Below are 13473 nucleotides of genomic sequence, written 5' to 3' on the forward strand. Positions count from 1 at the left end.
AGAACTCGTACCAGGCGCCGTACAGGGCCCGCTCCCGCTCGACCTGCAACGGCAGGGGGTCCGAGGAGGTCACCAACTCCCGCAAGGGGTAACGGCCCAGGACCGTGTCCACCTCAGGCGTCAACGCCGCCGCGAGCCGTGCCGCGGCCGGGCGGGACTCGTCCCTGAGCGCGTCGACGGCGGCCAGTACGGTCTCGTGGCCCGCCTGTTCGGGCACACCGGCCGCGGCACGCTCGTAGAGCTGCGCACCCTCCTCCAGGACCAGGTGCGTGTCGATGCCTGCCGGGATCTTGATGCGGGCGTGGTGCCGCCAGGTGGTGACCGGGTCGCTCCAGGCCTCCACGGTGTAGGTCCAGCGGCCCGGCGCGCCCGCGGTGACGTCGGCGCCCCAGCGGTCGGTGCCGGGGGCCAGTTCACGCAGGGGAGTCCAGGGGCCGGGGCGGCCGTCCGGGTCCGTCAGGACCACGTTGGCGGCGACCGCGTCGTGGCCCTCGCGGAAGACGGTGGCCGAGATCTGGAACGTCTCGCCGGTGACCGCCTTGGCGGGCCGGCGCCCGTGCTGGACGACGGGCCGGACGTCGAGGACCGGTATGCGCCCGACGGCGGTGGCGTGGCCCGCGGAGGATGGCTCCGGGACCGGCGGTGGACCGACGTCGGCGGGGCGCACGGGAGGCGCGGCGGTGCTGGGTGTCGGGGGTGCTGACGAGTGGTGCGTGGCGGGCATGACCGCTCCTGTCCGCGTCAACGTGGGTGGGCGGATGGCTATGGGGAGGTGGGTCCTGCGTGGTGTACCCGAGAGGTGCACCGGTGGAGCCTTCCCACCCTATTCGGGTGGGCAATCCGGCACTTTGTTAACTACTCACGCGTATGTCTACGCACAAGACCGGCCCCGTTCGAGAGGAACGGGGCCGGTACCGGCACTCCGCCCTACGAGGGGGGCACGCGTAGAAGTTTGTTCGGTGAACCCGGCCCCCGGCCGGACACCTTCCCCTTCGTCGCTCCGTCAATCAGCGTCCCGGCGACCTGGGCCGGTGTCGCCCCGGGGTGGTCGGCCAGGTAGAGCGCGGCCGCGCCCGCCGCGTGCGGCGACGCCATCGACGTACCCGAGAAGGTCGCTGTGCCGGTGTCGCTCGTCCGGGTGGCCGAGGTGATCGACACGCCCGGGGCGAACAGGTCCAGGGCGGGGCCGTAGTTGGAGAAGGCCGGTTTCCGGTCCGTCCGGTCCGTCGCGCCGACCGTGATCGCCTCCTTCACCCGCGCGGGGGAGTAGGTGTCGGCCCGCAGCCCGTCGTTGCCCGCCGCGACCGTGTAGGTGACGCCGGACCTGATCGAGTTGCGTACGGCGGCGTCCAGTTGGGCGTTGCGGTAGCCGCCCAGGCTGAGGTTGGCGACCGCGGGCTTCCTCGCGTTCCGGGTGACCCAGTCGATCCCGGCGATGACCTGCGTGGTCGTGCCGGAGCCGTCGTCGGCGAGGACGCGCACGGCCACCACGCGGGCCTTCTTGGCGACGCCGTGGACCGTGCCCGCGATGGTGCCGGCGACATGGGTGCCGTGCCCGTTGCCGTCGGTCGCGGACCGGTCGCCGTCGACGAAGTCCCAGCCGTGGCTCGCCCGGCCGCCGAAGTCCCGGTGCGTGGTGCGGATGCCGGTGTCGATCACGTAGACCGTCACCCCGGCGCCCGCGGACTTGGGCCCGGTGTAACCGCGGTCCAGCGGCAGGGCCGGCTGGTCGACACGGTCCAGGCCCCACGGCGGCGGGGTGCGCGGGGCGCGGTCGAGGGTGACGCGGCTGTCCTGGACGACCGAGGCGACACGCGGGTCGGCGGCCAGGAGCCGGGCCCGTCTCTCGTCGCCCCTGACCGCGTAGCCGTTGAGTGCCGTGCCGTAGACATGGCTGATTCTGACCCCGTACTTCTCGGCGAGGCTCGTTCCCGCCGCCGACGGAGCCTTCGTTCCCCCTTTGAGCGTCACCAGGTAGCTTCCGCTGACGGAACCGGGCGCTCCGGCGCCGGATATCCGCCCCTGCGGTACGGCGTGCGCGGGCAGGGTGACGGCCGTAAGGGCCGCGGCACAGCTCACCGCGGCCAGCCCCACCGCCCGGCGCAGACGCCGCTCACGCGTCCGTGCCATGGTGTGAGTTCCCCTCCTCGACGGCGTACGCCCCTGGCGGCGCGCCGGGTGCATCCGGCGTGGAGCGGTACGCCACTGGGCAGCCTCTCGTGCGGGGTGAGGCACCACAAGAAGGCCTACGGTGGAATCGGCCATAACGGTCGGGCCGTGGCACTCCCAGCGAAGGGGACGTCGACGCCGGTACCGTCATGGGTGACGCCGAGACGCACACCGCCGTGCGTCCACAACGCAACGCGCCGAGGTGGAATGTGAAGGCGATCCGTCGATTCACCGTCCGTCCCGTTCTTCCCGAACCCCTACGGCCGCTCAGCGACCTCGCGCGCAATCTGCGCTGGTCCTGGCATGCGGAGACCCGTGACCTCTTCCGGTCCGTCGACCCGGAGCGCTGGGCCGCTTCCGAGTGCGATCCCGTACGCCTGCTGGGCGGTGTCTCATCGGAACGGCTCGCGGAGCTGGCCGAGGACCGCCGTTTCCTGCGCCGCCTCGCGGCGGCCGCCGACGACCTGCACGACTACGTCACCGGGGAGCGCTGGTACCAGGCGCGGTCCGGTGAACTTCCCGACGCCGTCGCCTACTTCTCGCCCGAGTTCGGCATCACGGCCGCCCTGCCGCAGTACTCGGGCGGCCTCGGCATCCTCGCCGGCGACCACCTGAAGGCGGCCAGCGACCTCGGTCTGCCGCTGATCGGCGTCGGACTCCTCTACCGCCACGGCTACTTCCGTCAGACCCTCTCCCGGGACGGCTGGCAGCAGGAGCACTATCCCGTCCTCGACCCCAACGAACTGCCGGTGGCGCTGGTGAAGGAGGCCGACGGCTCCCCCGCCCAGGTCTCCCTCGCCCTGCCCGGCGGAAAATCGCTGCACGCCCGGATCTGGCTGGCCCAGGTCGGCCGTGTTCCGCTGCTGATGCTCGACTCCGACGTCGAGGAGAACGACCTCGGCGAACGCGGGGTGACCGACCGGCTCTACGGCGGCGGCAGCGAGCACCGGCTGCTGCAGGAGATGCTGCTCGGTATAGGAGGGGTCCGGGCGGTGCGCACGTACTGCCGGCTGACCGGCCATCCCGAGCCGGAGGTCTTCCACACCAACGAGGGCCACGCGGGCTTTCTCGGGCTCGAACGCATCGCCGAACTCTGTGCGGAGGGCCTGGACTTCGACTCGGCGCTGGAGGCGGTCCGGGCCGGGACGGTCTTCACCACGCACACCCCCGTCCCCGCCGGCATCGACCGCTTCGACCGCGAGCTCGTCGCCCGCCACTTCGGCCCTGACGCCGAACTCCCGCGCATCGACGTCGAGCGCGTCCTGCGGCTCGGCATGGAGACCTACCCGGGCGGCGAGCCCAACCTCTTCAACATGGCCGTGATGGGCCTGCGCCTGGCCCAGCGCGCCAACGGCGTCTCGCTGCTGCACGGCAACGTCAGCCGTGAGATGTTCTCGGGCCTGTGGCCGGGCTTCGACTCCGACGAGGTGCCGATCACCTCCGTCACCAACGGCGTGCACGCCCCCACCTGGGTCGCCCCGGAGGTGCTGCGCCTGGGCGCCCGCCAGATCGGCGCCGAGCGGGCCGAGGACGCGCTGAGCGTCGGGGGCGCGGGACGGTGGGACGCGGTCGCCGACATCACCGACCAGGACATCTGGGAACTGCGCCGGACCCTGCGCGAGCAACTGGTGGTGGAGGTGCGGGAGCGGCTGCGGGCCTCCTGGCGGCAGCGGGGCGCGGGGACGGCCGAACTCGGCTGGATCGACGGGGTGCTGGACCCCGACGTGCTCACCATCGGCTTCGCACGGCGCGTCCCGTCGTACAAGCGGCTGACGCTGATGCTGCGGGACCGCGACCGGCTGATGGACCTGCTGCTGCACCCCGAACGGCCGATCCAGATCGTGATCGCGGGCAAGGCGCATCCCGCGGACGACGGCGGCAAGCGGCTGATCCAGGAGCTGGTCCGCTTCGCCGACGACCCGCGCGTGCGCCACCGGATCGTGTTCCTGCCCGACTACGGCATGGGGATGGCGCAGAAGCTCTACCCGGGCTGCGACATCTGGCTGAACAACCCCCTGCGGCCGCTGGAGGCCTGCGGCACGTCCGGCATGAAGGCGGCCCTGAACGGCTGCCTCAACCTCTCGGTCCTGGACGGCTGGTGGGACGAGTGGTTCCAGCCCGACTTCGGCTGGGCGATCCCCACCGCGGACGGCGCGGGCACCGACCCCGACCACCGGGACGACATCGAGGCGGCCGCGCTCTACGACCTCCTCGAACAGCGCGTGACGCCCCGCTTCTACGAGCGCGGCCGGCGCGGCCTGCCCGACCGCTGGATCGAGATGGTCCGCCAGACCCTCACCCTGCTCGGACCCAAGGTCCTGGCGGGCCGCATGGTCCGCGAGTACGTCGAGCGCCTGTACGCCCCCGCGGGCCTCGCCCACCGCTCGATGGACCCGGACTCCGCCCGCGAACTCGCCGCCTGGAAGTCCCGGGTCCGCGCGGCCTGGCACGGCGTCAGCGTCGACCACGTCGAGACGTCCGCCACCACCGCCACCGCCGAACTCGGCACCACCCTCACCCTCCGCGTCCGCGTCGGCCTCGGCGACCTCGCCCCCGACGACGTCGAGGTCCAGGCCCTCTCCGGCCGCGTCGACAACCAGGACCGCATCACCGACGCGACACCCGTCCCCCTGAAGTCGGCGGGCGGCCCCGACCCGGAGGGCCGCTGGTTCTACGAGGGGCCCCTCTCCCTCGACCGCACCGGCCCCTACGGCTACACGGTCCGCATCCTCCCGGCCCACCGACTACTGGCGGCCGGCGCGGAGCTGGGGCTCGTGGCGGTGCCCGGTGAGGAACTCGGGGAGGAGGCGGGGGTGCTGATGCGGTGAGCCTCAGGCGCTGTCCTCCGGGGCGCACAGCTTGCGCAGGACCACTCCGCACCTGCGGGCGTACGCATGCTGCAACCCCCGGGTGGCCGGGCCGCCGGCTCGGGAGTACCACTTGGCGGCGCGGCTGAAGGCGGAGATCGTCAGCCAGACCGTGCCGTCGCCGGTGCGGTCGACGACGAAGGACTCCTCGCCGCACTCGGGGTGGCCCAGGAGGGTGCCGTAGGCCCAGCCCGCGCGGCGGGGTTCCTCCACGGTCCAGACGACGCGGCACGGCGCCTTGATCATGCCGGCGAGGGTGACCGTGACGTCGACGTCGGGGGCCGCGCGGTCGGCGGTTGCGGCTATGCCCACGCCCAGGGCGCGGTGCATCTCCCAGGTGAGGACGGCATCGGCGGCCCGCCGGAAGAGCGCCTGACCCTCCCCGAGGCGGGTGCGCACATGGAGCGGGTGGAAGTTGGGCGGGCAGAAGCCGTTCTCGCGGGTGGCGCCGACATCCGCGTACGTGAAGGACATGCGCCCAAGAGTAGGGCGGCCCCCGGGGATGCCTTCGTCCCGGGGGCCACTCATGTCAAGCGGGAGTGCGTCAGCTGACGTTGATCGCCGACCAGGCCGCGGCCACCGTCTTGTACTCGGTGCTGCTGGAGCCGTACAGCGCCGACGCCGCGCTCAGCGTGCCGGTGCGCGCCGACTTGTAGTTGGTGGTCGACGTGAAGTACGTCGTGAGCGCCTTGTACCAGATCTGCAGCGCCTTGTCGCGGCCGATGCCGGTGACCGTGGAGCCGTTGGACGTCGGGGAGTTGTAGGTCACCCCGTTGATCGTCTTCGAGCCGCTGCCCTCGGACAGCAGGTAGAAGAAGTGGTTCGCGGGACCGGACGAGTAGTGCACGTCCAGGCCGCCCAGGCTGGAGGACCAGCTGTCCTTGGACCCGCCGTCCTTGCTCGGCTTGTCCATGTAGCGCAGCGGGGTGCCGTCGCCGTTGATGTCGATCTTCTCGCCGATGAGGTAGTCACCCTTGTCGGTCGAGTTGTTGGCGAAGAACTCGACGCCGGTGCCGAAGATGTCGGAGGTGGCCTCGTTCAGGCCGCCCGACTCGCCGCTGTAGTTGAGGCCGGCGGTGGCCGCGGTCAGACCGTGGCTCATCTCGTGGCCGGCCACGTCCAGCGAGGTCAGCGGGTTGGTGTTGCCCTCACCGTCGCCGTAGGTCATGCAGAAGCAGGTGTCGTCCCAGAAGGCGTTGACGTAGGCGTTGCCGTAGTGGACGCGGGAGTACGCGGCCTTGCCGTCGTTCTTGATGCCGCTGCGGCCGAAGGCGCTCTTGTAGAAGTCCCAGGTGACCTGCGCGCCGTAGGCGGCGTCGACGGCGGCCGTCTGGTCGCTGGTGGAGCTGGAGGCGGTACCGGTGCCCCACGCGTCGTCGGCGTCCGTGAACAGGGTGCCCGCGGAGGAGCTGGTGCTGCGGGCCTTGTTGTACGTCTTGTGGCCGCCGCGCGTGGTGTCGTACAGCTGGAACGTCGAGCCCGACTTGGTGGTGCCGAGGGTGACGCTGCCGGAGTACAGGCTCTTGCCGCTGCCGGTCTCGATGGCCTGGTACTCGTACAGCTTCTTGCCGGTGGCCGCGTCGGTGATGACGTGCAGCTCGTTCGGGGTGCCGTCGTCCTGGAGGCCGCCGACGACGGTCTCGTAGGCCAGGGTCGGCTTGCCGTTGCCCGCCCAGATCACCTTGCGCGGGGCCTGGTCGGCGGCGGTCTTCTCGGAACCGGCGTCCTTCGCGGCGGTCAGCGCCTGCTTCTCGGCCTTCGACGCGGCGACGGCCGGCTTCAGCGAGCTCACCTTGACGGCGGCCTTGAGCGCCTTGGTCACGCCTCTGGTCTCGCCCGACTTCGACTGGTGGACGACCAGGTCGCCACCGAGGACCGGGAGGCCCGCGTAGGTGCGCTCGTAGCGGGTGTGGACCGAGCCGTCGGCGTCCTTCACGACGTCCTTGACGACCAGCTTCTCCTGGGCGCCGAGACCTATCTCCTGTGCGGTCGCGGGCGCTTCGGCCTGCTGCTGCTTGATGAGCGTGGTGCGGGCGGCCGTCGTCAGCTGGACCGGCGCGGCGGCGAGCGGCGCCTTGGCGGTGGTGTCCGCCGGGACCTGGGCGGCGGCGGAACCGGCGGTCAGACCGGTGGTGAGCAGGGCTCCGGCGGCGACGGCGGTGGAGATGGCCAGAGTGGTGCGCTTGTGACGCGCGTAGAGGGAGGACACACAAGCTCCTTCGTGGGGGAGTCCGGGTCGGCGTGGGGCGGCCGGCCGGAGTGGTTGTGAAGTTGTGCGGCGGTTGTGAGGAAGACTGGCACCCGGGACGCGTACATGTCATGACCCTCAAGTGATGTTGGCTGAAAACCGACTCACGGGTGAACATTGCAGGAATGTAAACGGACTTGACCTGGGTAAAGCGCCAACCCGGCGTGGGCATACGCCTGGCAAAAAACGGGGCGCCGCCCCGGGGGGTCCTGACCCCCGGGGCGGCGCCCCTGCCCATGACTGCCCGAAGGCGGTCGGCCTACGGGAAGGTGAGCTTCCAGCTGTTGATGTAGCCGGTGTCCTGGGCCGCGTTGTCCTGGACCTTCAACTGCCAGGTCCCGTTGGCGACCTCGGAGGAGGCGTTCACCGTGTACGTGGTGTTGAGGTTGTCCGAGCTGCCGCCGGTGCCGTATGCCTTCAGCGTGTACGCCGTGCCGTCGGGGGCGACCAACTGCACCTGGAGGTCACCGATGTAGGTGTGCACGATGTCGACGCCGACCTGGAGGTTGGACGGTGCGTTGCCGGTGCGGCCGGAGACGGTGACCGAGGACGTCACGGCCGCGCCGTTGTCCGGAATCGATACGTCGGCGGCGTTCTCGAAGGAGGTGCCGCCACCGCCGCCACCGCCGTCGGAGCGCGAGCCGACCGCGATGCCCGCCCACGCGTCCTGCACCGCCTTGTACTCGGCGGAGGTGGTGCCGTACAGCTCACCCGCCGCCGCGAGGGTGCCGGTGCGGGCGCCCGCGTAGTTGGTGGTGGAGGTCCACTTCGTGGTGAGCGCCCTGAACCAGATCTGCTCCGCCTTCGCGCGGCCGATGCCGGTCACCGGCAGGCCGTCCGAGGTGGCCGAGTTGTAGGTGACACCGTTGATGGTCTTGGTGCCGCTGCCCTCGCTGAGCAGGTAGAAGAAGTGGTTGGCGGGGCCGGACGAGTAGTGCACGTCGAGGCCGCCCAGGCCGGAGTACCAGCTGTCCTTGGACGAGCCGTCCTTGCTGGGCTTGTCCATGTAGCGCAGCGGGGTGCCGTCGCCGTTGATGTTGATCTCCTCGCCGATGAGGTAGTCACCGACGTCGGAGGGGTTGTTGGCGTAGAACTCGACCGCCGTGCCGAGGATGTCGGAGGTGGCCTCGTTCAGACCGCCCGACTCGTTGGTGTAGTTCAGCTTGGCGGTGACCGAGGTCAGGCCGTGGGTCATCTCGTGACCGGCCACGTCGATCGACGTGAGCGGATTGGCGTTGCCCGAGCCGTCGCCGTACGTCATGCAGAAGCAGCTGTCGGACCAGAACGCGTTGACGTAGTTGCTGCCGTAGTGGACCCGGGAGTAGGCGCCCACGCCGTCGCCGCGGATACCGCTGCGGCCGTGCACGTTCTTGTAGTAGTCCCACGTCAGCGCGGCACCGTAGTGCGCGTCGGCGCCGGCCGACTCCAGGTTGGACGCCAGGCCGTTGCCCCAGACGTCGTCGGAGCCGGAGAAGAGCGTGCCGGTGCCGGAGGAGCCCCGGTTGAGGTTGTACGTCTTGTGGCCGCCGCGCGCGCCGTCGGTCAGGTTGTACGTCGACCCGGACTGCGTGGTGGTGAGGTCGACCGTGCCGGAGTACACCGTGTTGCCGGTGCCGGTCTCGATCGCCTCCCACTCGAACAGCTTCGTGCCGGTGGTGGCGTCGGTGATGACGTGCAGTTCCTGCGGGGTGCCGTCGTGCTGGAAGCCGCCGACGACCGTCTCGTACGCCAGGGTCGGCGTGCCGTTCGCGGCCCAGATCACCTTGCGCGGCGCGATGTTGACGTCGGGGCTCTTGGCCTTCTCCGCCTTCGCGGCGCCCAGCGCCTGCTGCTCGGCCTTCGACGCGGCGACGGCCGGCTTCAGCGAGGCGACCTTGATGGTGGCGCGCGTGGCCTTGACGACGCCCTCGGTCTGTCCGGCCGGGGACGTCTCGACGACCAGGTCGCCGCCGAGCACCGGGAGGCCGTCGTAGGTGCGCTCGTAGCGTGTGTGCAGGGTGCCGTCGCGGTCCTTCAGCACATCGCGGACGACCAGCTTCTCCTTGGCGCCGAGGCCCAGCTGGTCGGCGGCCTTCGCCTTGCCGGCGTCCGCCTGGCGGATCAGCTCGGCGCGCTGGGCCGGGGTGAGCTTCGCGGGCAGTGCGCCCGGGTCGGCCTTGCCCACGGCCGACGGTGCCTGCGGCGGGGTCGCGGTCGCGACGCCGGTCTGCACGGCGGCGGCCAGGAACGCGGCGACGCCGACGAGGGCGACAGCGGCGGTCTTACGGGTGTGGGAGGTGCGTCTGTGGGAGGAACTGCTTCTCAACACTGACTCCTTCTGCGCGGCCGCGGGTCGCACGGCCAGGGGAGACCGGGCGGCGGGTGGGCCGTCCGGGCAGAACAAGGGCGTTACGCGGAACCAGGTGCGGGTGGCCGTGTGGCGACACAGCGAGACGTGTGTGGGGTTGCTGTGAAGCGGCCGTGGGAAGCCTGGCACCGGATGGCGCTTGCTGTCAGGAGCGCGTCAAGAAGTTGGCCGGAAAGACTCCGTTGACCGGATATTCATGTTCGATATACGGACCAACGGGATGCAAAGGGGGCGGGGCGGAAGGGAGTTGGGCCATGGCGGGGCTCAGCCCGCCGTCGGCCGCTCCCCGTGCCAGGTCCGCCACAGCGCCGCGTACGCCCCGTCGGAGGCCACCAGCTCCTCGTGCGTGCCGAGTTCGGTGAGCCGTCCGTCCTCCATCACGGCCACCCGGTCCGCGTCATGGGCGGTGTGCAGCCGGTGGGCGATGGCGATGACGGTCCGGCCCTCCAGCACGGCGGCCAGGGCACGCTCGGTGTGGCGGGCGGTCGCCGGGTCGAGCAGGGCCGTCGCCTCGTCGAGGATCAGCGTGTGCGGGTCGGCCAGCACCACCCGGGCCAGGGCGAGTTGCTGCGCCTGCGAACCGTCCGTGGCACAGCCGTGCGGGCCCAGCTCGCTGTCCAGGCCGTCCGGCAGCTCGCGCACCCAGCCGTCCGCGCCCACGGCGGTGAGCGCGGCCCACAGCTGCTCGTCGGTCGCGTCCGGCTCGGCGATACGGAGGTTGTCGCGGACCGTGCCGAGGAAGACGTGGTGCTCCTGGGTGACCAGCACGACCTGGCGGCGCAGCTGCTCCGGGCCCAGCCCGGCGACCGGCACCCCGCCCACCGTCACCGAGCCGGCGGTCGGCCGGTCGATGCCCGCCAGCAGCCTGCTCAGCGTGGTCTTCCCCGCCCCGGACGGGCCCACCACCGCCAGCCGCTCCCCGGGGCGCACGGTCAGGTCCACCCCGCGCAGCACCTCGCCGCCCCGGTCGTAGGCGTACCGCACGCCCGTCACGTCGATCCGGTCGTCCTGCGGGGCCCGCGGCTCGCCCTCCTCCGCCCGCGGTGCCTGGGCGAGCCCCTCGACCCGGGCGAACGAGGCGCCGCTGCTCTGGAGTTGCTCCACCCGCATCAGGATCTCGTCGAGCGGCGAGGTGAGCTGCTTCAGATACAAGACAGCCGCTACAACGGCCCCCAGGCTCACCGCCCCGCGCGCGTGCAGCACCCCGCCGAGCAGCAGCACGCCCGCCACGGGCAGGACGTACGACGTCTCGACGACCGGGAAGAACACACTCCGCAGGAAGAGGGTGTAGAAGCGCTTGACGCGGGACGTCTCCAGTGCCTCCCGGCTCGCCGTCACCCGCCGCTCGCGCAGCCGGAACGCCTCCACCGTGCGCGCCCCGCCCGCTGTCGCCGCGAGGATCTCCGCGACCTGGGACGTCGCCGAGCCCTCCGCGAGGTAGCCGTCCCGAGCCCGGCGCAGATACCAGCGCAGCGCGCACCAGATCGGGGTGAGGCACAGCACCCCCACCGCGCCGAGCAGCGGGTCGAGCAGGAACACCGCGCCGAGGAGCAACAGCGCCTCGACGGAGTTCAGCAGCAGCTCGGGCCCCGCGTCCCGCAGGGTGGTGCCGACGGCGGCCACATCGGCCGTGCCGCGCGCGGTCAGATCGCCGGTGCCGGCCCGCTCCACCGTCGACGCGGGCAGCGCCAGCGCCCGGTCCACGAACTCCTCACGCACCCGCGCCAGCATCCGCTCCCCGAACCGGTACCCCACGTACCGGGCCCAGCGCGCGACCAGCAACTGCGCCGCCGAGCACACCAGGATCGCCAGCGCCATCCGGTCCACGGCACCGACGCCGCCCCCGCCCCGCACCTCGTCGACGATCCGCCCCAACAGCCACGGCCCGACCAGCCCCGCCCCGGCGGCCGCCGCGTTCAACGCCACCACGACGCCGAAGACCCGCCCGTCCGCCCGCACCAGCCGCACAGTGGCCCGCCGCACATCACCCCGCCCCGCCACGGGAAGCAGCCCTCGCGTCACCGCACGACCTCCTCGGCAACGGGACACCGACCCGGCGCGGCACCCTGTCCTTCCGCGGTCTCCAAAGTCCGGCCCGGTGTCGTCCCGTATGTCATCCCACGACCTCCTCGGCGTCCGCGTCGCGGGCCACCAGGGCCCGGTAGCCCGGTTCCTCGTTCAGGAGGCGTTGGTGGCTGCCCGTCGCCGCCACCTTGCCGTCGACGAGGTAGTGGACGACGTCCACCTGGTCCAGCACGAGGGGTGAGGTGGTGGTGACGACGGTCGTGCGGTCCCGGCGGGCGGTGCGCAGCCGTTCGGCCACGGCCGCCTCGGTGTGGGCGTCGAGCGCCGACGTCGCCTCGACGGCGAGCAGCACCTCGGGGTCGGCCAGCAGCGCCCGCACCAGCCGCACGCGCTGCCGTTGACCGCCGGAGAGGTTGCGTCCCTGCGCGTCGATCGCGGAGTCCAGCCCCTCCGGCAGCCCCTGCACGATGTCGTCGGCCACGGCGGCCCGCACCGCCCGCATGATCTCCGCGTCGTCCGGCACCCGGCGCCCGCCGAGCAGCTCGCGCAGCGGCCCGGCGAACAGGTCGGCCTCGTGGTCGGCGACCAGGATCCGCGCCCTGACCTGTGCCAGGGGGATCTCGTCCAGCCGTACGCCACCCCAGACCGCCGCCGACGGCACGTACCGGCCCAGGCGGTCCACCACGGCCGCCGCGTCGGCCGGCCGGGCCCCGGCCAGCGCCGTCAGCCGCCCCGGCAGCACCCGCAGCCCGGACTCCGGGTCGTGCAGCACCGCCGGCTCCGCGGGCGCGTCCGTCGTCCCCTCGTCCGGCTCCGGCTCCAGCCGCAGCAGCCGTACGACACGCTCGGCGGCCACCACGCCCCGGCCGATCTGGTAGCCGCTCTCCACGAGGAACGCCACCGGGCCCACCAGCACCGCGACATAGCCGTACACGGACACCAACTCGCCCACCGTGATCTGCCCCTGGGCGGCGAGCCGGGCCGCCAGCCACGTCACCACGGCGAGGAACAGCGTCGGCAGCCCCACGCCGAGCGCCTGGAGCCAGCTGGTCACCGCCCCGACCCGGTAGCCCTGCTCCCGCAGCAGCCCCGAGTCCCGCCGGAACGCGTCGGAGAACAGCCCCTTGCCGCCGAGGCCGTTGAGGACCCGCAGTCCGCCCGCGAGGTCACCGATCCGCGCGGTCAGCACGCCCTGCCGCTCCCGGTACTCCGACTCCACCGCCCGCAACCGTCCGAGCAGCGGCCCGACGAGCCCGGCCATCACCGGCACCCCGAGCAGCACCACGACCGCGAGCTGCGCGGAGACCGACAGCAGCAGCCCGGCGACCACGCAGTACGCGACGACCGCGCCGACGCCGGGCCCGACGACCGTCAGCGACTGACTGATCGTCTGCACGTCGCCCACGCCGATCGTGACGACCTCCCCGGCCCCGGCCCGCCGCGGCAGCGCCGCCCCGAGCCGCACCGCCTGCCCGACGACCACCTTCACCGTGCGGAAGTTGGCGTCCATCCGCACCCGGGTCATCGTGCGGTGCCGCATGATGCTCAGCCACGAGTTGAACGCCCCGATCACGACGATGGCCCCGCACCACCCGGCCAGCGCCCCCAGGTCCTTGCCTTCCAGCCCCTGGTCGACGGCCCGTGCCATCAGAAACGGTGTCGCCGCCAACAGCACCATCCAGACGCTGGCCAGCACCGCCCCGGTCACCGACCGCCACGGCTGCCGCATCACCAGCCACCACAGATACCCGGCCCCGCCCCGACACTCGGGTGTCCCGGGATCCTCGTACGCGTCGATCAACGCTCCTCCTGGAGAC

General features: G+C 72.1%; 8 protein-coding genes. 1 reads left to right on the top strand and 7 read right to left on the bottom strand.

The window, feature by feature from the left end; genetic code table 11:
• On the bottom strand, positions 1-724 hold a 724-nt coding region (locus tag ACFYWX_RS09640), incomplete at its 3' end, for a maltotransferase domain-containing protein (RefSeq protein ID WP_389423425.1).
• Positions 725-927: 203 nt separating this feature from the next.
• Positions 928-2130, bottom strand: a complete 1203-nt coding sequence (locus ACFYWX_RS09645) for a S8 family peptidase (protein ID WP_389423426.1) — start codon at positions 2128-2130, stop codon at positions 928-930.
• A gap of 248 nt (positions 2131-2378) precedes the next feature.
• Between ACFYWX_RS09645 and ACFYWX_RS09650 the strand changes: the two genes are divergently transcribed.
• Positions 2379-4997 (top strand): glycosyltransferase family 1 protein, encoded by a 2619-nt coding sequence (locus tag ACFYWX_RS09650; RefSeq protein ID WP_389423742.1) that lies wholly within the window; start codon positions 2379-2381, stop codon positions 4995-4997.
• A 3-nt stretch (positions 4998-5000) separates the two neighbouring features.
• Here ACFYWX_RS09650 and ACFYWX_RS09655 read toward each other — a convergent pair whose 3' ends face one another.
• From ACFYWX_RS09655 to ACFYWX_RS09675, 5 genes are all read right to left on the bottom strand, one after another.
• Positions 5001-5510, bottom strand: a complete 510-nt coding sequence (locus tag ACFYWX_RS09655; RefSeq protein ID WP_389423427.1) for a DUF1990 domain-containing protein — start codon at positions 5508-5510, stop codon at positions 5001-5003.
• Between the two features lie 70 nt (positions 5511-5580).
• Entirely contained in the window at positions 5581-7245 is a 1665-nt protein-coding gene (locus ACFYWX_RS09660) for a M4 family metallopeptidase (RefSeq protein ID WP_389423428.1), read from the bottom strand.
• 298 nt (positions 7246-7543) lie between these two features.
• Positions 7544-9589 carry a M4 family metallopeptidase gene (locus tag ACFYWX_RS09665; protein WP_389423429.1) on the bottom strand — a complete coding sequence of 682 codons (2046 nt, stop codon included), beginning with the start codon at positions 9587-9589 and terminating at the stop codon, positions 7544-7546.
• A 306-nt stretch (positions 9590-9895) separates the two neighbouring features.
• Positions 9896-11653, bottom strand: a complete 1758-nt coding sequence (locus ACFYWX_RS09670; RefSeq protein ID WP_389423430.1) for an ABC transporter ATP-binding protein — start codon at positions 11651-11653, stop codon at positions 9896-9898.
• A gap of 91 nt (positions 11654-11744) precedes the next feature.
• On the bottom strand, positions 11745-13457 hold the full coding sequence (locus ACFYWX_RS09675; RefSeq protein WP_389423431.1) for an ABC transporter ATP-binding protein: 1713 nt from the start codon (positions 13455-13457) through the stop codon (positions 11745-11747).
• Between the last annotated feature and the right edge of the window lie 16 nt (positions 13458-13473).

The sequence above is a fragment of the Streptomyces sp. NPDC002888 genome, from assembly GCF_042888465.1.
Classification (GTDB): domain Bacteria; phylum Actinomycetota; class Actinomycetes; order Streptomycetales; family Streptomycetaceae; genus Streptomyces.